The following is a 19818-nucleotide window of genomic DNA, read 5'->3' as shown; positions in this document are numbered from 1 at the left end:
GACGCCGCCTTTCGGCAGCATGCAGATCGCATAAAGGAGATTTAGATGAGTAACTCCGACACCTTCCTCTCCGGCCTGACGATGACGCGCCGCGATCTGCTCGGCGCTTTTGCCATCGCTGCGATGGCGAGCGCCATTCCCCTGGGTGCTCATGCGCAGGCGGCGGCTCCCGCCTCGGGCACGGCGCAGGCGATCGCCGATCATTTCTCCGGCGTCACGACGATGCAGGGCGAGTTCGTGCAGTTCGGTCCGCGCGGCGAGCAGACCGGCGGCAAGTTCTTTATCCAGCGCCCCGGCAAACTGCGCTTCAACTATGACGACCCGTCGCCGATGCGGGTGATCGCCGATGGCAAAAACGTCGCCATCGGCAATACCAAGCTGAAAACCTGGGATCTTTATCCGCTCTCCAAGACGCCGCTCAGCCTGCTGCTGGCACAGCATATCGACCTGTCTGCCGGTATGGTGAAGGGCGTGAAGGAAGAGTCTGATCTGACGACGATCGCGCTCGGCAACAATACGGTGTTCGGCAATTCGACGATCACCATGATGTTCGACCCGAAGACCTACGACCTGCGTCAGTGGACGATCACCGACAACCAGGGCAAGGACACGTCGGTGATGATCTTCAACGTCAAGACGGGCATGCAGTTCGACGATCGTGTGTTCCGCGTGCCCTATGAGACCATTCCGGGCACGCCTCAATCGCGTGATTGAGTCGTTTTCGGTTGATCGCCTTATACGGGCGGTTCCCTCCGGTCCGCCTTTGTTCTAAAGCCCTTTCATGAACGCGTGAGAGGGCATGGGGCATGAGCTTTTCGATCACTACCTGGAACATCAACTCGGTGCGGCTGCGCATGCCGATCGTCGAGCAGCTCGTTCTCAAACACCGGCCGGATATTCTCTGCCTGCAGGAAACCAAGGTGCCGAACGAGCTGTTTCCTGCCGCACCCTTGCGGGCGATGGGCTACGATCACATCATCATCCATGGCCAAAAGGGCTATCACGGCGTGGCGATTGCCTCGCGCCTTCCGCTGACGGAGGATCACCGGCAGGATTATTGCGGGGTCGGCGATGCCCGCCACATCTCGGCGATCGTCGAGCGCGGCAATCGTCGTATCCGGCTGCATAATTTTTACGTTCCGGCCGGCGGCGACGAGCCGGACCGTACGATCAATCCGAAATTCGGCCACAAGCTCGATTTCATCGAGGAGATGAAGCAGCTGAAAGCCAATGGTGAGGCAAATACCTCTTCGATCCTCGTCGGCGACTTGAACATCGCGCCGCTGGAGCATGATGTCTGGTCGCATAAGCAGCTGCTGAAGATCGTCAGCCATACGCCCGTCGAGACCGACGGGCTGCTCGAGGTGATGAAGCGCGGAGGCTGGCACGATCTGATGCGCCAGCATGTGCCGGAAAGCGAAAAGCTCTATACCTGGTGGAGCTACCGCGCCAAGGACTGGGAGGCTGCCGATCGCGGCCGCCGTCTCGACCACATCTGGTCGTCACCGGAGCTCGGGCCACATCTCAAGCGCATCGAGATCCTCAAGGAAGCGCGCGGCTGGGATCGGCCCTCCGACCATGTGCCGGTGACGGCGCATTTCGATTTCTGACAGCAATCAGCTGAAGCGGTAGAACTGGCTTGCGGCCTTTGCCGCAAGTTCGGCGAGATTGTCGCGGATGCGGTTCTCGATCAGCCGGGCCGCCTCCGGATATTCCTCGATCAGCCGGTGGAAGAGGGCACGGGTGATGCGGATGATGCTGGTGTCCTCGCGGGCGATCGCAGTGAATTTTCGTTCCACCAGCGTGACCAGGGCGAGCTCGGAAACCAGTGTTCCGGGACCGGCGATCCCCCCTGTCCGCTGGATGCCGTCGCTGCTCGTTGCGCTCAGCTCCAGGCTACCGCTGAGGATGACATAGGCGCTTTCGGCCGGCGAGCCCTGGCGAAACAGCATCTGGCCGGCGGCAATCATCCGCCGGTCGGCGCCGAAGGCGATCAACCGCAGCTGATCCTCGTTCATGTCCTTGAACAAAGGAAGCTGCGCGAGCATGCGGATGTCGTCGGTCAGCGCCATGCGGGCTTTTCGCCTTAGAGCAATTCCAGCAAAAGCGCAGAGCGGGTTTTGCTGGAATTACGTGAATACAAAGAGATAGAGCATTTCCGTGATTCGGAGAAAACCGAAATGCCTAGGGTATGATCTTGTAGCCGCCGTTTTCGGTCACGAGGATTTCGGCATTGGAAGGATCGCGCTCGATCTTCTGGCGCAAGCGGTAGACGTGGGTTTCCAGTGTGTGGGTCGTCACGCCGGAGTTATAGCCCCAGACCTCTTCGAGAAGCACGTCGCGGGTGACGACCTTCTGTTCGGCGCGGTAGAGATAGCGGATGATCGCCGCCTCCTTTTCCGTCAGCCGGATCTTCTGGCCGTTATCGGTGGTGAGCAGCTTCTGGCTCGGCTTGAACAGGTAGGGGCCGACGGTGAAGGTCGCATCCTCGCTCTGTTCGTGCTGGCGCAATTGCACGCGAATGCGCGCGAGCAGCACGGCGAAGCGGAAAGGCTTGGTGACATAGTCGTTGGCGCCGGCTTCGAGGCCGAGGATCGTATCCGAATCGGTATCGTGGCCGGTCAGCATGATGATCGGCGCCTTGAAGCCGCCCTTGCGCAGCAGCTTCACCGCCTCGCGGCCATCCATATCCGGAAGACCGACATCCATGATCAGCAGGTCGACCGGTGTCGAGCGAGCGGTCGCAACACCTTTGCCGGCGTTGGCTTCCTGCAGAACCGAAAATTCCTCATACAGCGACAATTGCTCCGTCAGCGTCTGACGAAGATCATCGTCGTCATCCACCAGAAGAATGGTGCGTGCGGTCATGCCGTTGCGTCCTCATGTTAAGTTCCCTAGTCCTACGCCAAATTCCTGTTTTGGCAAGGATCGGGCGGCGGACTGTTGCCGCACAGGATTTCATATGATTTCAATTGGAACCCCAGACAATCCAAGACATGCGAGAAAAATGGAAAAAACAAGGCGGGCGCCGGGGATGAAGCCGTCGACGATCGTGGTGCGGCCCGCCCCGGGCAAGAAGAGCCGGGCGATCGTCCGGCTCGGTGCGATAACCGTGCCTGCGGCGATCGGCCGGTCCGGTCGGACCGTGATCAAACGCGAGGGCGACGGCGCCACGCCGATCGCCTCGATGCGGCTGATATCCGGCTTCCGGCGCGGCGAGCGGAACGGCCGGCTCGCCACCTCTCTTCCCATCCGCCGCATCCGTGCCGACATGCTCTGGTGCGATCAGCCTGACAATGCCGGCTATAACCGCCTCGTCAGGGCGCCCTTCGGTGCAAGCCATGAAGAGATGCGGCGCGGCGACGGGCTCTACGATATCTGCCTGGTGATGGACTGGAATATTTCCTCGCGTGCGCGTTATCGCGGCTCGGCGATCTTCTTCCATCTCATCAGGCCGGGCTACGAGCCGACGGCCGGCTGCGTGGCAGTCAGCCTCAGCGACATGCGCCGGCTTCTGCCGCACATTCGAAAGGGAACGATCGTCCGGGTTCTCTGATTGTCTTCCGGACGAGGCCGCCTATATGTTTCCGGTGACCGAACGCTGCGGCTGAAATGCGTTCCGGGACGTCCGCGCATGCGCGGGCGCAATTCATGCCTCGTCCAATTCTTCAAACTCCCGGAGAAATATTGTGACCGCTCAACCCATCATCACTTTCCATGACGGACATTCCATTCCCCAGGTCGGGCTCGGCGTCTGGCAGACGCCGCAGGAGATTGCCGCCCCGACGGTGCGCACCGCAATCGCTGCCGGCTATCGCCATATCGATACGGCCTCCGGCTACGACAACGAGGAGGGTGTCGGCGAAGGCATCATGTCCTCCGGTCTTGACCGCAAGGATATCTTCGTCACCACCAAGCTCCGAAATACCGACCAGGGCTACGACAATACGCTGCGCGCCTTCGACGGCAGCCTGAAGAAGCTCGGCTCCGACTATGTCGACCTCTATCTCGTTCACTGGCCGTCGCCGCATCGCGGCCTCTACACCGAGACCTGGAAGGCCTTCGTGCGAATCCGCGAGGAGGGCCGCGCCCGCTCGATCGGCGTGTCGAATTTCAATCCTGAACATCTGGAGCGCATCATCGGCGAAACCGGCGTCGTTCCCGTCATCAACCAGATCGAACTGCATCCCGATTTCCAGCAGAAGGCGGCGCAGGAAGCCCACAAAAAGCTGAACATTGCCACCGAATCCTGGAGCCCGCTCGGCCAGGGCAAGTTCATTTCCAATCCCGTTATCGGCGAGATCGCCGGCAAGCATCGGAAGACGCCGGCCCAGGTCATCATCCGCTGGCACATCGACAGCGGCCTCGTCGTCATCCCGAAATCGGTGACGCCGTCGCGTATCGAGGAGAATTTGCAGGTGTTTGACTTCAAGCTCGATGCCGATGACATGGCGGCGATCGCCAGGCTCGACAGCGCCGGCGCCCGCATGGGACCGGATCCGATGACGGCAACCTTCTGACCGCCCGGGATCATCAGAGCGTGATGCCGAACGTGCGAGCGGTTTGCGGACACCATGCTCTGATGATTCAACCCGCGGCGGCGGCCGTTTGAAGGAGGCGCGCCGCGATCCTGTCAATAATTGCAGTTCGAGGATCCGTTGGTCGGGGCAAAGCCGTGGTTGCAGCTGCCGTTCAGACGCTGCGACCGTCCGATCGAGCCGGTATAATAATCGTTGAAAGCGCGCGCCGGATACCAATAGCCGTTCGAACTCTTGATATAACCGGACCGGGCGCTGCTATAGCCGCGATATCCATTGAGATACGGTATCATCTTGCTTTGCGCGATCTGGTGCAGCAGGCCGGAAGAGGCCATGACCGGCGGTATCGTTGTCGGCGCGGCGGCGGCGATCGATGCCTGCGATGCAAACACGATCAGGCTGACTCGCAGTAAACTCCGTACTATGGTCTGCCTCATGGCCATACCTCGATGGCGCGGTGTTCGCCGGAGCCTGAACGGTATCAGTCGCGTATCGCCCCCAAATCGATGAGGCCACACGCGTTTCCCGATGTCGATTGCCCGAACGGATGAAAATTGGGAAGGGGGCCATGCACAAACGGGCTCACCCGCTGAATCTTGTGGTCGGCAGAGGCGCCACGAATACGAAACCGCCCGATGCGCAGGACGCATCGGGCGGCTTTAATTCTCATCCGGCGAACGGGATCAGTTCCACTCGCGAATATCGACGAAGTGACCGGCGATCGCGGCGGCGGCGGCCATTGCCGGCGAGACGAGGTGTGTGCGGCCCTTGAAACCCTGACGGCCTTCGAAGTTGCGGTTCGAGGTCGAAGCACAGCGCTCGCCCGGCTTCAGCCGGTCGTCGTTCATCGCAAGACACATGGAGCAGCCCGGCTCGCGCCAGTCGAAGCCGGCGGCCTTGAAGATCTTGTCGAGGCCTTCGGCTTCCGCCTGTTCCTTGACGAGACCGGAGCCCGGCACGATCATCGCGTCGACGGTCGCGGCAACCGTCTTGCCTTCGACCACCTTGGCGACTTCGCGCAGATCCTCGATGCGGCCGTTGGTGCAGGAGCCGATGAAGACGCGGTCGAGGGTGATGTCGGTCATCTTGGTGCCCGGCTTCAGGCCCATATAGTCGAGCGCGCGCCATTTGGAGGTGCGCTTGGTCTCGTCCTGGATCTCGTCGGGGTTCGGAACGATGCCCTGAACGGAGATGACGTCCTCGGGCGAGGAACCCCAGGAGACGATTGGCGGCAGGCTGGCGGCATCGAGCACGACGACGCGGTCATAATGGGCGCCTTCGTCGGTCTGCAGGGTCTTCCAGTAGGCGATTGCCTGTTCCAGCGCCTCGCCCTTCGGCGCGCGCGGCTTGCCCTTGATATATTCGAAGGTCTTTTCATCGGGCGCGATCAGGCCGGCGCGGGCGCCGCCCTCGATCGTCATGTTGCAGATGGTCATGCGGCCTTCCATCGACAGCGCGCGGATCGCTTCGCCGGCAAATTCGATAACGTGGCCGGTGCCGCCGGCGGTACCGATTTCGCCGATGATGGCAAGGATGATGTCCTTGGCGGTGACGTGCGGCGGAAGCTTTCCGTCGACACGCACCAGCATGTTCTTCGCCTTCTTCTGGATCAGCGTCTGGGTCGCCAGCACATGCTCGACCTCGGAGGTGCCGATGCCGTGGGCCAGCGCGCCGAAGGCGCCGTGCGTCGAGGTGTGGCTGTCACCGCAGACGATGGTCATGCCCGGCAGGGTAAAACCCTGTTCCGGGCCGACGATGTGAACGATGCCCTGGCGCTTGTCGCTTGCCGAATAATATTCGACGCCGAATTCGGCGGCGTTGGTTGCCAGCGCTTCCACCTGGATGCGGCTTTCCTCGTTCTTGATGCCGAGATGGCGATCGGGCGAGGTCGGAACGTTATGGTCGACGACAGCAAGCGTCTTTTCCGGCGCGCGAACCTTGCGGCCGGTCATGCGCAGGCCTTCGAACGCCTGCGGCGAGGTGACTTCGTGGACCAGATGGCGGTCGATGTAGAGAAGACAGGTGCCGTCTGCCTGTTCGTCGACCAGGTGATCGTCCCAGATCTTGTCGTAGAGGGTACGCGGTGCGCTCATGGCGTTAAGTCCGTTTTTGGATGCTTTTGGAAAATCGAGAAAAAAGCGGATCAAGCTCCGCCGGCCGTCATTCGATCAACGAAGTCGGCTATTGAGCGCACCGGACACGCAGGCAAAGAACCGCGCCGGCAGGCGATAATGGTCCTGCAGCACGAAAATATGCGCGCCAATGCATCTAAACTTGGATTCCATCGCCTGCATATATCAACTTTCCACCGCCTGAGCAATGTTCTGCAAAGTCACGTGGGCCAGGGGATAAAGCGGGTTAGAAAGTCGAATATTCCTGGGATGTACCGTCGGCCTCAATTCCAATTACAACTGAGTTCGTCTTGAAAGCAACGATAGCCAACATTGCCTGCTAAGCAGCGTAGGAGCGGTCGATAAGATCCCTCACCCAAAGTGCGGCAGTAGGCAAATGATTTTTCGGAGACGATCCCCCAGTGCTCAGAGAGCTTCCTCTTTGCGTCAGCTTCATCCTGAAGACACTTTTTTGTCTCGATGTTTTTTTCATCCGCATTCAGCATCTTTGAGGTCAGCCGGACACAGTATGAGCCGTCATATTCAGGCAACTCTGCTGCTTCCGCAGAATACGGTTCTGCAATAGCGGCTACCAAAAGAAGCGTGGCGGCCGAAAATTTTAGGAGCGGTATCCTCATAGCGTTTTTCCGCGACAAGCCAGGGTTCCCGAATAGCATTTGCGACCAATAATATCTGAAAGGCATCCCATAAGCTGCATATAGGATTTAATCTCATCCATGGTTCCTTTAGATTTCATGCAGATTTTCATGTCGTCGTCGGTGACCAGGAACCAATGTTTCTGCAATTGCTCCTTAAAGCGATTTTCGGAACGATTGCATTCTAAAAGAGTAAGGAAACGGTCGGCGGGCTTAATCGGCTTTTTTGCGACTTCCGTGCAAAATTCCCCTTGAAACGCAGGAAAATCGGTGGCTTCAGCCGGAAATGATATCGTGCTGGCAAAAACAACGATCGCCAAGAAAAATGGGATAGGCGTGGTCATCTAAAAGACTCCGGGACTGCGCAAACTGAAAATTGCTGCTGGACAAAGCGCAAACAAAAGTTGGTTCTGGTCACTGCGATTTCAGCCACTTCTCCGTGCGCCGCAGCGCCAGCGACAGGCCGATCGTCAGGATCAGGTAGATATAGGTGACGATCGAATAGGTCTCGAAGAAGCGGAAAGAGCCGGCGGCATAGACCTTGCCCATCTGCGTGATGTCGGCGACGCCGAGCACCGAGACGAGCGAGCTGTCCTTGACCATCGAGACGAAGTCGTTGGAAAGCGGCGGGAAGATCACCCGGATCGCCTGCGGAAAGACGACGGAGCGGAAGCGGCGGTAGCGGGAAAGGCCGAGTGCCTTGGCCGCCTCGATCTGGCCGAGATCGACCGACTGGAAACCGGCCCGGAAGATTTCGGCGATGAAGGAGGAATAACCGATCGTCAGCGCAATGATCGCCCGCCACATCAGCGAGAGATCGCGCACCAGAATGGGCTCCGCCATGCCTGCATTCACCAGCGGTGAAATCAGGAAGTTATAGGCGGCGACCAGAGCCGGCGCGCCGACGAAGGCGACGTAGAACAGGAGCACGAGGATCGGGATGCCGCGGATGATCTCGATGTAGAATCGCGCGATCTGGCGCAGCGCCTGGCTGTCGGCCATGCCGAGCAGGCAGATGCCGAGGCCGAGCACGGTGGCGAGCACGAAGCCGACCAACGTCACGAAGACGGTGATGCCGACACCGTTGACGACGGTGCGGAAAACCTGGGCGTAGATATCGTTGGTGACGATGACGACGGCAAGGATAACGCCGATCGCGACGAGCGCGACCAGCCACCAGGGATAGTCGTCCTTGACCTGTCTGTCGGAAGATGGTCGCAAAGCCATCAGCAATGGCTCGGCGTCATTCGCCCATCTTGTAGTCGAGGAACCATTTCTTGTTCAGCGCATCCAGCGTACCGTCGGCCTTGAGAGCGGCGATGGCGGCATTGACGGGGGCGACGAGATCGGAGCCCTTCGGGAAGATGAAGCCGAAATCCTCGGTGCCGAGCGGTTCGCCGATCAGCTTCAGGGCGCCGTTCGAGGCGTCGACATAACCCTTGCCGGCGGTGCCGTCGGTCAGCACGACATCGACGTCGCCGGCCTTCAGCGCCTGGACGGTGGCGCCGAAGGTTTCGAAGAGCTTGATGCGGGGGTTCTGCTCGTTGCCGTCGAGCACTTCATAGACAGCGGTATAGAAAGGCGTGGTGCCCGGCTGGGCGCCGACCAGGCCATCCTTGAATGCGGCGAAGGACTTGCCATCGGTGAAAAGCTTCTCGTCGCCGCGCACCAACATGAACTGCTGCGAGCGCATGTAGGGGTCGGAGAAATCGACCTTCTGCTTGCGGTCATCCTTGATGGTGATCCCGGTCATCCCGATATTGTACTGGCCGTCGGAAACCGCCTGGATCATCGCATCCCAGCTGGTGTTCTGATATTCGACCTTGAAATTCAGCCGCTTGGCGATCTCGTTCATCGCATCATATTCCCAGCCGATCGCCTTGCCGGATTTCGGATCGACGAACTGCAGCGGCGGATAGGCATTCTCGGTGACGACGACGACGCTCTTGCCGCCGAGATCCGGCAGTTCGGCCGCCGATGCGGCCAGGGGTGTTAGAGCAAGGGCGGCGAAGCCCGCAAGGACGGTACGACGAAACAACATTGAACGGCTCCAAAATTGAACGCGAAAATTGTCACGGAAGATATGCCCATGGCAAGGTCGCCGGCTGTGCGCCCGAGCAAAAAATAAAAAAGGCGACCCAAAGGCCGCCTTTCCAAGCACAGAATTTTGCGCAGATCTTATTCTGCTGCCGGTTCCGCTGCAGCGGCTGCTGCTTCTGCGGCGGCCTTTTCAGCAGCGGCCTTGGCTTCCGCTGCTTCGGCTGCTGCCTTCTCGGCGGCGAGCGCCTGAGCTGCTGCAACCTTTTCAGCTTCGATGCGGGCCTTTTCCTCGGCAATGGCGGCGCGCTCGGCGTCGTTGAGCTTGCGGGCGCGGACGCCGGTGTCTTCAACGATACGAGCAGACTTGCCGCGACGGTCACGGAGGTAATAGAGCTTGGCGCGACGGACCTTACCGCGGCGAACGACGTCGACGCTTTCGATCATCGGCGAGTAAACCGGGAATACGCGCTCGACGCCTTCGCCGTAGGAGATCTTGCGGACCGTGAAGTTTTCCTGCAGGCCGCCGCCGGAGCGGGCGATGCAGACGCCTTCATAGGCCTGAACGCGGGTACGGGTGCCTTCCGTGACCTTCACATTGACGCGGACGGTGTCGCCCGGGGAAAATTCGGGAAGCGTGCGCTTGGCTTCGATCTTGGCGGCCTGTTCGGCCTCAAGCTGTTGAATGATGTTCATCGTCTTAACCTTTGGTTCTTCTGAAACAGCCAGAGCGCTCGACACTGATCCTTTGGAACTTGCCTCAGGACTTTGCCCTTCCGGGCGGGAGCGGGTTCGCCATTCTTTGTTTGCTGGCAGACGGGGATAACCCCATTTCCGCGTGCGCCAATACACGAAAGGCCAGGGCTTGTCATCCCTCGCACGACATTTTTGTGAAAGGGAGGGTGGAATCAGCCGCTTTTCTCGGTTTTAGCCCTTTCGAAGAGGTCCGGCCGTCGCTCCCGCGTCAGTCGCACCGCCTCTTCCTGCCGCCATTTCTCGATGGCGCCGTGATTGCCCGACGTCAGGATCGAAGGGATTTCCCGGCCTTCCCACATTTGCGGCCGGGTATAATGAGGATGTTCCAGCAGCCCGCCTTCGAAGCTTTCATGCAGGCCGGAAAGATCGTTGCCCATGACCCCGGGCAGGATGCGGATGATGGCATCAAGCAGGATCAGCGCCGCCGGCTCGCCGCCTGATAGCACATAGTCGCCGATCGAAACCTCTTCCAATCCGCGCGCCTCGATCACCCGCTGGTCGACGCCCTCGAAGCGGCCGCAGACGATGATGACGCCGTCGCCGGCCGCAAGCGCGCGCACGCGTTCCTGTGTCAGCGGTCGGCCGCGTGGGCTCATCAGCAGGCGCGGGCGGGTATCGTTTTCACTGGCGCTGTCGATCGCTCGGGCGAGAACATCGGCTTTCAGCACCATGCCGGCGCCGCCGCCGGCCGGGGTGTCGTCGACGGTGCGGTGCTTGTCGGTGGCGAAGTCGCGGATCTGCACCGCATCAAGCGACCATTGGCCGCGCTCCATCGCCTTGCCGGCGAGCGAGAAGCCCAGATGTCCCGGAAACATCTCTGGATAGAGTGTCAGCACGCTCGCCCGGAAGGCCATCACTTCTTCTTTTTCGGCTTGTCCGCGGTGAATTTCGAAAGCTCTTCCGGATCGTCGACCAGCCCTGCCGCCAGCGGATCGATCAGCAGCGTGCCGGCCTCGAGGTCGATCTCCAGCACCGAGGATTCCGAGAAGGGGATCAGCACCGGGCGCTTGCCCGGACCTTTGAGCTCCAGCAAATCACCGGCGCCGAAGTCGAAGACGCCGGTGACCGTGCCATAGCTGACGCCCTTGTCGTCCCGCGCTTCGAGACCCTCGAGATCGGCGTAGTAGAACTCGTCGTCCTCCAGCTCCTCGTCGGGCAGGTTGTCGCGTTCGATATAGAGTTCCAGGCCGTTCAGCGCCTCGGCGGCGTTGCGGTCGTTGATGCCGCGGAAACGGACGACGACGACATTCTTCGTTTCGCGGATTTCGAGGACTTCGAAGCTGCGGCCGTCCATGCTGTGCAGGTGGCCGTAGTCGCCAAGGGCGCTCGGATCGGCCGTGTAGGCCTTGGCGCGCACTTCTCCCCGGAGGCCTTGCGCGCCACCGATCGTCGCCATCAGAACGGGGTTTTCGAGCTTTGTCATGGGTCCCTTCATGTGAAGCCGGAAAGACAGATTTCTCATAAACGAAGTGCGGAGGATTGGAAACGAAAACGGGCGGCATGTCGCCATGCCGCCCGTTCGATAGGGACTATCCCGATTATTCCGCGGCGTCGGCAGCAGCAGCGGCGGCGTCAGCGACCTTCTGAGCCTTTTCTGCGGCGCGTTCCTGGGCGCGCTTGCCCGGCTTTGCCTTCTCGGGGTTGTTCTTGACTTCGCGCTTGGCAACGCCGGCCTCAGCGAGGAAGCGCAGAACACGGTCGGTCGGCTGGGCGCCGTTTTCGATCCAGTGCTTGATGCGCTCGGCGTTCAGCTGAACGCGCTTTTCGTCGTCCTTGGCGAGCATCGGGTTCCAGGAACCGAGGTTCTCGAGGAAACGGCCGTCACGCGGGCTGCGCGCATCGGCGAGAACGACGTGGTAATACGGGCGCTTCTTGGAGCCACCGCGGGCGAGACGAATTTTCAGTGCCATGTTCTTTACTCCTTAGGCTTTCCTTGACCGCTTCGTGGGCGGTGTGGTTATCGGGCTGCGGCGCTTTGTTCAGCGTGATCCGCAGCGATCTGCTCATGATGCCGGATGACTTCCTTGATGACGAAGTTCAGGAACTTCTCGGCGAAATCCGGGTCCAGATTGGCGGCTTTCGCCAGCTGGCGAAGGCGTTCGATCTGGTATTCCTCGCGCGCCGGGTCGGCCGGCGGCAGATTGTATTTGGCCTTCAGCACGCCGACCTCTTTGGTGCAGCGGAAGCGTTCGGCCAGCATGTGCACGAGAGCGGCATCGATATTGTCGATCGACTGACGATAGCTCGCGAGCTGGGCTTTGACGTTTGGATCAATCATGGGGCAAGCGATCCTTTCACTTCTTCTTCGGCAATCCGGGCAATCCCGGGAAACCACCGCCGAGGCCCGGCAGTTTGGCGCCGCCGAGGCCAGGCAAACCACCCGGCAGACCGCCGAGACCGGGCATACCCCCACCCGGTTTTCCAAGCCCCGCCGCTTCGGCCTGCTTCTGCAGGGCCTCGAGCTGGCGGGGATCGATATTCGAGAGATCGGGCATGCCCCCCATGCCACCCATGCCGCCGCCGAGCCCCATCTTGCCGGCAAGGCCGCCCATCATCTGCTTCATCATGCCGCCTTTGCCCTTGCCGCCCATCATCTTCATCATGTCGGCCATCTGGCGGTGCATTTTCAGAAGCTTGTTGATGGCGGCGGCATCGGTGCCGGAGCCGGCGGCGATGCGCTTCTTGCGGGAATGCTTGAGCAGGTCGGGATTGGCGCGTTCGGCCTTGGTCATCGACTGGATGATGGCGATCTGGCGGCCGAAAAGCCTGTCGTCGAGGCCGGCTGCGGCCATCTTGTCCTTCATGCCGGCCATGCCGGGCATCATTCCCATGATGCCGCCCATGCCGCCCATCTTCTGCATCTGGCGCAGCTGATCGGCGAGGTCGTCGAGGTCGAACTTGCCCTTGGCCATCTTGGCGGCCATGGCCGCCGCCTTCTCGGCGTCGATATTCTCCGCGGCGCGCTCGACGAGCGAGACGATATCGCCCATGCCGAGAATGCGGTCGGCGATGCGGCGGGGATGGAACTCCTCGAGCTCGCTCATCTTCTCGCCGACACCGATCAGCTTGATCGGCTTGCCGGTGACGGCGCGCATCGAAAGGGCAGCACCGCCGCGGCCGTCGCCGTCCATGCGGGTCAGCACCAGACCGGTGATGCCGACGCGTTCGTCGAAATTGCGGGCGAGGTTGACGGCGTCCTGGCCGGTCAGTGAGTCGGCGACCAGCAGGATTTCATGCGGGTTCGAGCGCTTCTTGATGTCGGCCATCTCGACCATCAAGGGCTCGTCGATATGGGTGCGACCGGCGGTGTCGAGGATGACGACGTCATGGCCGCCGAGCCTGGCTGCCTGCACGGCGCGCGCGGCAATATCGGTCGGCGACTGCCCAACGATGATGGGCAGCGTATCGATATTGGCCTGGGCGCCGAGCTGGCGCAGCTGCTCCTGGGCGGCGGGACGGCGCGTGTCGAGCGACGCCATCAGCACTTTCTTCTTGTCGCGCGTCGACAGGCGATTGGCGATCTTGGCGCTCGTCGTCGTCTTGCCCGAGCCCTGCAGGCCGACCATCATGACGACGACAGGGGCGGCTGCATGCAGGTCGATGCCGACGCCTTCGCCGCCCAGCATCTCGATCAGTTCGTCATGGACGATCTTGACGACCATCTGGCCGGGTTTGATCGACTTCAGGATCTCGGCGCCGACAGCCTTTTCACGCACGCGGTCTGTGAAGGAACGCACGACGTCGAGGGCGACGTCGGCCTCCAGCAACGCCCGGCGAACCTCGCGCAACGCTGCGGAAACATCGGCTTCCGAAAGCGCGCCACGGCCTGTCAGTCCATTCAGAATGGATCCAAGACGGTCCTGGAGGTTTTCAAACATCGGCTCTTCCTTGATACGTTTCGGGCGGGTTCGATATGCCCGGAAACGTCGTGCTTTTCCGTGACGAAAACAAGACGCAAAGCCAAAAAGCACCCGAGGGCGCATCGCGCTGTCGGGTGTTGACCTCCGGGATCTCAGGTCCCGGTCGGCGGCTCGGAGTCATGCGGCTCGTCGCGGATTGGGCGCGATAAACAGGAAAGTCGCGTGAAAGTCAAGGCGAATGCGGACAGATCACCGCATGCGGGCGTTTCGGATGCCCGTTCGGTCCAAACGTCGCTGGTTAAATTTCCGGCTAACGGCCTGAATTCGCGATAGAGGCCAGTTGCAAAATATTCCGCTTATGATTCTATTTTCTACTTAAGTGCGTCCTGTAAAATGATTCGTAAATATCCTTGATGCCGAATGAATCGGCGGAGATATCGAATGTTAAATCCTGATATTGAGAGCTGGGCACTGGCACGGGCCCATCATATTGTTCTGAACGAAGGCCTTAGTCTTGCCAAGGCGGCACAGGATCTGGATCGCAAGCGGTCCCGCTCGCTGGTCTACGAGCTGAGAAAGGTCATCACCGCCGCCATCCTCGAAGCGCATGCGGCGTCCTTCGCTTCCGACGGCGCTGAGCGGTAAAGCCGGACCGGCTCCAAGCGCAGCGTCTGCCCGGCACCCACTGGTAATTCCCTCGTGTTTCCGCCATATACAGCGGAAACACGGACGGGATGATCTCATGAGCGCAACGGTCGAATTCGCGAGGATGAACGGGCTTGGCAACAAGATCCTGGTCGTCGACATGCGCGGCCGGCCGGACAAGGTGACGCCGGCTGCGGCCGTCGCACTCAATGCCGACCCGCAGACCGAGTTCGACCAGATCATGGCGATCCATGATCCGAAGGCCGACGGCACCGATGCCTTCATCGATATCCTGAATTCCGACGGCTCGAAGGCGCAGGCTTGCGGCAATGGCACGCGCTGTGTGGTGCAGGCGCTGGCCGCCGAGACCGGCCGGAAGGCCTTCACCTTCCAGACCGTCGCCGGCATCCTCAACGCCGTCGAGCATGAGGACGGGACGATCTCCGTCGATATGGGCCGACCGGTGTTCGATTGGGACAGGATCCCGCTGGCGGAGGAATTCCACGACACCAGCCGCATCGAACTGCAGATCGGCCCGATCGACAATCCGGTGCTGCATTCGCCATCTGCCATGTCGATGGGCAATCCACATGCGATCTTCTGGGTGGACAGGGATGTGATGTCCTATGATCTCGCCCGCTTCGGCCCGCTGCTCGAAAACCATCCGATGTTTCCCGAACGCGCCAATATCACCCTGGCGCAAGTGACGTCGCCGACCTCGGTGACGACGCGGACCTGGGAGCGCGGCGCAGGCCTGACGCTTGCCTGCGGCTCTGCCGCCTGCTCTGCCGCCGTCAGCGGTGCGCGCACCGGCCGCACCGGCCGCAAGGTGACGATCAATGTGGCAAGCGCCAAGCCGCCGGCCACGCTTTCAATCGAATGGCGCGAGCGCGACGATCACGTGATCATGACCGGTCCGGCCGAATGGGAATGGTCGGGCAGGCTCGATCCGTCGACCGGTCTCTGGTCGCGCGAGGGTACCCAAGAGGCGGGGGCGCAGTGAGCGGCGTCGAGGTCATTACCTTCGGCTGCCGCCTCAACACATATGAATCCGAAGTGATGAAGGCGCAGGCTGAAAAGGCCGGGCTCAACAATGCCATCCTGGTCAACACCTGTGCGGTGACCGGCGAGGCCGTGCGTCAGGCCCGCCAGGCAATCCGCCGGGCACGGCGCGACAATCCGCATGCCCGCATCATCGTCACCGGCTGCGCCGCGCAGACGGAAAAGGAAACCTTCGCCGCGATGGCGGAGGTCGATGCCGTGCTCGGCAACGAGGAGAAGCTGACGAGCGCTTCCTACCGCAGCCTGCCGGATTTCGGCGTGTCGGCCGAAGAGAAGCTCCGCGTCAACGACATCCTGAGCGTCAAGGCGACGGCGCCGCAGATGGTCAGACACATCGACGGCCATGTGCGCGCCTTCATTCAGGTGCAGAACGGCTGCGATCATCGCTGCACCTTCTGCATCATCCCCTATGGCCGCGGCAATTCCCGCTCCGTGCCGATGGGAGCGGTCGTCGACCAGGCCCGCAAGCTGGTCGACAGCGGTTATCGCGAAATCGTGCTGACCGGCGTCGATGCCACCAGCTACGGCGGCGATCTGCCGGGCGCGCCGACGCTCGGGCTTCTGGCAAAGACGCTGCTGAAACAGCTCCCGGAAATCCGTCGTCTGCGGCTTTCCTCGATCGACAGCATCGAGGCTGACGCTCATCTGATGGATCTGATCGCCGACGAGCCGCGCTTCATGCCGCATCTGCATCTGTCGCTGCAGCACGGCGACGACATGATCCTGAAACGGATGAAGCGGCGGCATTCGCGTGCCGATGCATTGCGTTTCATCGAGGATGCACGCCGGCTTCGTCCCGAGATGAGCTTCGGCGCCGACATGATCGCCGGTTTCCCCACAGAGACGGAAGAGATGTTCGGGAATGCGGTGCGACTGGCCGAAGAGGCCGATATCGCGCATCTGCATGTCTTTCCCTATAGCCCGCGTCCCGGCACGCCGGCCGCCCGCATGCCGCAGCTCGACCGCTCGCTCATCAAGGATCGCGCCGCCAGGCTGCGCGCCACTGGACAGAGGCTGCATCAGTCCCATCTCGACGGCATGATCGGAAGCCGGCAATGGCTGCTTGTTGAAAACAACGGTCTGGCGCATACGGAAAACTTCACGCTGGTTGCCGCGCCAGGCCTTCGTCCCGGCGAACTTGTGCCGGCCACGATCACCGGCCACAATGGCAAGCACCTCGACATGCAATTGACGGCCGCAGCGGCCTGACTTTCACGGAATCCCCATGGCGCTCAGTTTCATCAAAAAGGTCTTCACCTTCGGCAAGGACAAGCCGGCGGAGACGAACGCGCCGGAGCTTGCCGAACTAAAGGCGATCGAAACGGAGCTCGAGCCGCATTCGCGCGAAGAAGATCTGCCGGTCGCGGATGATCCGGTTCTTCCCGAGGAGATGGATACGGCCGGCGGGCCGGCGGCGGATATCGGGCAGGGTGGAATTGAGGTTGTCGATGAACTGACGATCCCGGAAGAAGCTGTAATCCTGCCAGCTGCTGATCAACTGAGCGACATGGGTATCGTGCCGCTTTCATTGCTGGAGGCTGAGGCTGAGAGCATTGCGGAAGATGCCCCCCCTACCCTGCCGGGCGTCCCCCCCACAGGTGGGGGGACTGAGCAGCTGGATGCTCCCCGCCAGACAATGGATGTCGAAAGTGAGCCCGCTGTCCCACATGATTCCGTAGATGGGGCGGAAGATGCTTCCACGGGTCTCCCCCCACCTGTGGGGGGGATGCCCGGCAGGGTAGGGGGGGAAGCTGCGGATCGCGACATTTCGGCCGAAACGCCCCTGCCGTCATCGGAGCCGATGGAGCCAGCGCCAGCCGTTGAGCCGATCCTGCCCAAAGGCTTCGCCACCGGCCCCGCAATCGTCGCACCGCAGCCCGTTGTTCTGCAGCCGAAACTCAGCTGGTTCCAGCGCCTGCGCAACGGGCTCGCGCGCACCTCCTCGCAGCTGACCGGCCAGATCACCGCCCTTTTCACGAAGCGCAAGCTCGATGACGAGACGCTGCAGGATCTCGAAGACCTGCTGATTCAGGCCGATCTCGGCGTCGAGACGGCGCTGCGCGTCACCGATACGCTCGCTTCCGAGCGCTATGGCAAGGATGTCACCGGCGAGGATGTCAGCCGGATCATGGCGTCCGAAATCGCCAAGGTTCTGAAGCCGGTCGCCAAGCCGCTGCAGCTCGACCTCTCGCACAAGCCGCATGTCATCCTCGTCGTCGGCGTCAACGGCACCGGCAAGACGACGACGATCGGCAAGCTCGCGGCCAAACTTTCCGGCGCCGGGCTGAAGGTGATGCTGGCCGCCGGCGACACGTTCCGCGCCGCGGCGATCGAGCAGCTGAAAATCTGGGCCGACCGGACGCAGTCCGAATTCATCGGCACCAAGCTCGGCGCCGATGCCGCCGGCCTTGCTTATGATGCCTTCGAACAGGCGAAGGCCCGCAAATGCGACGTGCTGATCGTCGATACTGCCGGCCGCCTGCAGAACAAGGCCGAACTGATGGCCGAGCTCGAAAAGATCGTCCGTGTGCTCGGCAAACTCGATCCCGATGCACCGCACACCGTGCTGCAGACGCTCGATGCGACGACAGGGCAGAATGCGTTGAGCCAGGTCGAAATCTTCCGCAATGTTGCCGGCGTCAACGGGCTGATCATGACCAAGCTCGACGGCACGGCGCGGGGCGGCATCCTCGTCGCCATTTCCGCCAAGCACAAACTGCCGGTTTATTTCATCGGTGTCGGTGAGGGCGTCGACGATCTCGAGCCGTTCGAGGCAGAGGATTTTGCCCACGCCATTGCCGGACTTCCCCAATGATGCCACAGATATGCCGCCGAAAGCCGGCAAGGCACGGCCGGCAACCAAGTTTTCAGGAATAGCAGGTTCGAAGAACGCATGACCACCGAAAGCGATATCACCCCGACCACGGCCGACCGGCATCATCCGCTGCTGAAGCTGGCGCTGGAGCTCGGGCCGCTCCTGATCTTCTTCTTTGCCAATCTGCGCGGTCCGTGGCTGGTGGAGAAGTTTCCGGCACTTTCTGAGCTTGGTGGTCCACTGTTCGTCGCGACCGGGCTGTTCATGGCGGCGACGATCATTTCGCTTGTGGTTTCGAAGATCGTGCTCGGCCATCTGCCGATCATGCCGTTCGTGTCCGGCATCGTCGTCGTCATCTTCGGCTCGCTGTCGATCTGGCTGCAGAACGAGACCTTCATCAAGATGAAGCCGACCATCGTCAACGCGCTCTTCGGGGTGGCGCTGCTCGGCGGGCTTGCCTTCGGCAAATCGCTGCTCGGCTACGTCTTCAACGCCGCCTTCCAGCTCGATGCCGAAGGCTGGCGCAAGCTCACCATCCGCTGGGGCATATTCTTCCTGTTTCTCGCCGTGCTGAACGAAGTCGTCTGGCGCAATTTTTCGGACGATACCTGGGTCGCCTTCAAGGTCTGGGGTACGATGCCGATCACCATCATCTTCACGCTGGCGCAGATGCCGCTGGTGCTCAAACATAGCATCAACCTGGAAACGGACGGCGAGAAGTGAGCGCTGCAGACGTCGAGTATCGTGTCAGACACCAGACCTACTGGTTTGTCGCCTGCCTTGCGGTGCTGGTCGCCCAGATCGTCGCCGAATACCTGATGGGCCGCGTGCCGATCTGCGCCTGCGGTTATGTCAAGCTGTGGGGAGGCGGGGTCAATACCAGCGGCAATTCGCAGCATCTGTCCGACTGGTACACGCCGTCGCACATCATCCACGGCTTCCTGTTTTACGGGCTCGGGCATCTCGTCCTGCGCCGCAAGCCGCTGGCGGCACGGCTGTTGCTCGCGCTGTTCATCGAATCCGGCTGGGAACTGCTGGAGAATTCGCCTCTCATCATCGACCGCTACCGTACGGCGACGATCGCGCTCGATTATTACGGCGACAGCATTCTGAATTCGGCGATGGACACCGTCTTCATGTGCGTCGGCTTCTTCTTCGCATCGCGTGCGCCGGTGGCGCTGACGGTGGCGATCGCCATCTTCTTCGAGATTTTCACCGGCTATGTGATCCGCGATAATCTGACGCTGAACGTGGTGATGCTGATCTGGCCGGTCGAGGCGATCAAGGTCTGGCAAGGCGGGATTTAGCTAGTCTAGGGTCACGGAAAGTCCCCTCCCC

General features: G+C 61.2%; 24 protein-coding genes. 10 read left to right on the top strand and 14 right to left on the bottom strand.

What is annotated here, in order from left to right:
- Positions 1–45: 45 nt before the first annotated feature.
- The gene (locus RLEG4DRAFT_RS31770) at positions 46–714 is read left to right on the top strand and encodes an outer membrane lipoprotein carrier protein LolA (protein ID WP_003582969.1); all 669 of its coding nucleotides are present in this window, start codon (positions 46–48) and stop codon (positions 712–714) included.
- Positions 715–806: 92 nt separating this feature from the next.
- Positions 807–1610, top strand: a complete 804-nt coding sequence (locus RLEG4DRAFT_RS31765) for an exodeoxyribonuclease III (RefSeq protein WP_003582968.1) — start codon at positions 807–809, stop codon at positions 1608–1610.
- 6 nt (positions 1611–1616) lie between these two features.
- On the opposite strand, the gene RLEG4DRAFT_RS31760 is transcribed toward RLEG4DRAFT_RS31765, so the two are convergent.
- Together RLEG4DRAFT_RS31760 and RLEG4DRAFT_RS31755 are read right to left on the bottom strand one after the other, a co-directional pair.
- On the bottom strand, positions 1617–2072 hold the full coding sequence (locus tag RLEG4DRAFT_RS31760; RefSeq protein WP_003582966.1) for a cyclic nucleotide-binding domain-containing protein: 456 nt from the start codon (positions 2070–2072) through the stop codon (positions 1617–1619).
- A gap of 112 nt (positions 2073–2184) precedes the next feature.
- Positions 2185–2868 (bottom strand): response regulator transcription factor, encoded by a 684-nt coding sequence (locus RLEG4DRAFT_RS31755; RefSeq protein ID WP_003582964.1) that lies wholly within the window; start codon positions 2866–2868, stop codon positions 2185–2187.
- 166 nt (positions 2869–3034) lie between these two features.
- Between RLEG4DRAFT_RS31755 and RLEG4DRAFT_RS31750 the strand changes: the two genes are divergently transcribed.
- The gene (locus RLEG4DRAFT_RS31750; RefSeq protein WP_003582962.1) at positions 3035–3556 is read left to right on the top strand and encodes a L,D-transpeptidase family protein; all 522 of its coding nucleotides are present in this window, start codon (positions 3035–3037) and stop codon (positions 3554–3556) included.
- Positions 3557–3689: 133 nt separating this feature from the next.
- Entirely contained in the window at positions 3690–4520 is an 831-nt protein-coding gene (locus RLEG4DRAFT_RS31745) for an aldo/keto reductase (RefSeq protein WP_003582961.1), read from the top strand.
- 113 nt (positions 4521–4633) lie between these two features.
- On the opposite strand, the gene RLEG4DRAFT_RS31740 is transcribed toward RLEG4DRAFT_RS31745, so the two are convergent.
- The 12 genes from RLEG4DRAFT_RS31740 to ffh form a co-directional block, all read right to left on the bottom strand.
- A complete protein-coding gene (locus tag RLEG4DRAFT_RS31740) occupies positions 4634–4975 on the bottom strand; it encodes a hypothetical protein (RefSeq protein WP_003582958.1) in 342 nt (113 codons plus the stop codon).
- A 246-nt stretch (positions 4976–5221) separates the two neighbouring features.
- Positions 5222–6631, bottom strand: a complete 1410-nt coding sequence (leuC, locus tag RLEG4DRAFT_RS31735; RefSeq protein WP_003582956.1) for a 3-isopropylmalate dehydratase large subunit — start codon at positions 6629–6631, stop codon at positions 5222–5224.
- 302 nt (positions 6632–6933) lie between these two features.
- Entirely contained in the window at positions 6934–7287 is a 354-nt protein-coding gene (locus RLEG4DRAFT_RS31730; protein WP_037094431.1) for a hypothetical protein, read from the bottom strand.
- Entirely contained in the window at positions 7284–7649 is a 366-nt protein-coding gene (locus RLEG4DRAFT_RS31725; RefSeq protein WP_003582953.1) for a hypothetical protein, read from the bottom strand. The genes RLEG4DRAFT_RS31730 and RLEG4DRAFT_RS31725 overlap by 4 nt, the downstream gene beginning before the upstream one ends.
- A gap of 70 nt (positions 7650–7719) precedes the next feature.
- The gene (locus RLEG4DRAFT_RS31720) at positions 7720–8532 is read right to left on the bottom strand and encodes an amino acid ABC transporter permease (protein WP_003582950.1); all 813 of its coding nucleotides are present in this window, start codon (positions 8530–8532) and stop codon (positions 7720–7722) included.
- Between the two features lie 16 nt (positions 8533–8548).
- Positions 8549–9346, bottom strand: a complete 798-nt coding sequence (locus RLEG4DRAFT_RS31715) for a basic amino acid ABC transporter substrate-binding protein (protein WP_003582947.1) — start codon at positions 9344–9346, stop codon at positions 8549–8551.
- A 137-nt stretch (positions 9347–9483) separates the two neighbouring features.
- Positions 9484–10038 carry a 50S ribosomal protein L19 gene (gene rplS / locus RLEG4DRAFT_RS31710; RefSeq protein WP_003582945.1) on the bottom strand — a complete coding sequence of 185 codons (555 nt, stop codon included), beginning with the start codon at positions 10036–10038 and terminating at the stop codon, positions 9484–9486.
- Positions 10039–10250: 212 nt separating this feature from the next.
- Positions 10251–10952 (bottom strand): tRNA (guanosine(37)-N1)-methyltransferase TrmD, encoded by a 702-nt coding sequence (gene trmD / locus RLEG4DRAFT_RS31705; RefSeq protein ID WP_003582943.1) that lies wholly within the window; start codon positions 10950–10952, stop codon positions 10251–10253.
- Positions 10952–11521, bottom strand: coding sequence for a ribosome maturation factor RimM (gene rimM / locus RLEG4DRAFT_RS31700; protein ID WP_003582941.1), 570 nt, complete (start codon positions 11519–11521; stop codon positions 10952–10954). The genes trmD and rimM overlap by 1 nt, the downstream gene beginning before the upstream one ends.
- A gap of 115 nt (positions 11522–11636) precedes the next feature.
- Complete coding sequence (gene rpsP / locus RLEG4DRAFT_RS31695) at positions 11637–12008, bottom strand: 30S ribosomal protein S16 (RefSeq protein WP_003582940.1); 372 nt, start codon at positions 12006–12008, stop codon at positions 11637–11639.
- Between the two features lie 47 nt (positions 12009–12055).
- A complete protein-coding gene (locus RLEG4DRAFT_RS31690) occupies positions 12056–12376 on the bottom strand; it encodes a chorismate mutase (protein ID WP_003543666.1) in 321 nt (106 codons plus the stop codon).
- Positions 12377–12392: 16 nt separating this feature from the next.
- Positions 12393–13976: a signal recognition particle protein gene (gene ffh, locus RLEG4DRAFT_RS31685; protein ID WP_003582938.1), complete on the bottom strand. Its 1584-nt coding sequence runs from the start codon at positions 13974–13976 to the stop codon at positions 12393–12395.
- Between the two features lie 402 nt (positions 13977–14378).
- On the opposite strand from ffh, the gene RLEG4DRAFT_RS31680 reads away from it, so the two are divergent.
- From RLEG4DRAFT_RS31680 to RLEG4DRAFT_RS31655, 6 genes are all read left to right on the top strand, one after another.
- On the top strand, positions 14379–14603 hold the full coding sequence (locus RLEG4DRAFT_RS31680) for a hypothetical protein (protein WP_171898250.1): 225 nt from the start codon (positions 14379–14381) through the stop codon (positions 14601–14603).
- 97 nt (positions 14604–14700) lie between these two features.
- Positions 14701–15606: a diaminopimelate epimerase gene (dapF, locus tag RLEG4DRAFT_RS31675; RefSeq protein ID WP_003582933.1), complete on the top strand. Its 906-nt coding sequence runs from the start codon at positions 14701–14703 to the stop codon at positions 15604–15606.
- Positions 15603–16874, top strand: coding sequence for a tRNA (N(6)-L-threonylcarbamoyladenosine(37)-C(2))-methylthiotransferase MtaB (gene mtaB / locus RLEG4DRAFT_RS31670; RefSeq protein ID WP_003582932.1), 1272 nt, complete (start codon positions 15603–15605; stop codon positions 16872–16874). Before dapF ends, mtaB begins: the two co-directional genes overlap by 4 nt.
- Positions 16875–16890: 16 nt before the next feature.
- Positions 16891–18480: a signal recognition particle-docking protein FtsY gene (gene ftsY, locus RLEG4DRAFT_RS31665; protein ID WP_003582929.1), complete on the top strand. Its 1590-nt coding sequence runs from the start codon at positions 16891–16893 to the stop codon at positions 18478–18480.
- Positions 18481–18558: 78 nt separating this feature from the next.
- Positions 18559–19203, top strand: coding sequence for a septation protein A (locus RLEG4DRAFT_RS31660; protein WP_003582928.1), 645 nt, complete (start codon positions 18559–18561; stop codon positions 19201–19203).
- On the top strand, positions 19200–19787 hold the full coding sequence (locus RLEG4DRAFT_RS31655; protein WP_003582926.1) for a DUF2585 domain-containing protein: 588 nt from the start codon (positions 19200–19202) through the stop codon (positions 19785–19787). The genes RLEG4DRAFT_RS31660 and RLEG4DRAFT_RS31655 overlap by 4 nt, the downstream gene beginning before the upstream one ends.
- Positions 19788–19818 lie beyond the last annotated feature (31 nt).

It is taken from the genome of Rhizobium leguminosarum bv. trifolii WSM2297 (assembly GCF_000271845.1).
Note: the sequence above shows the minus strand (reverse complement) of the source record. Positions and strands in the feature narration are given on the sequence as shown.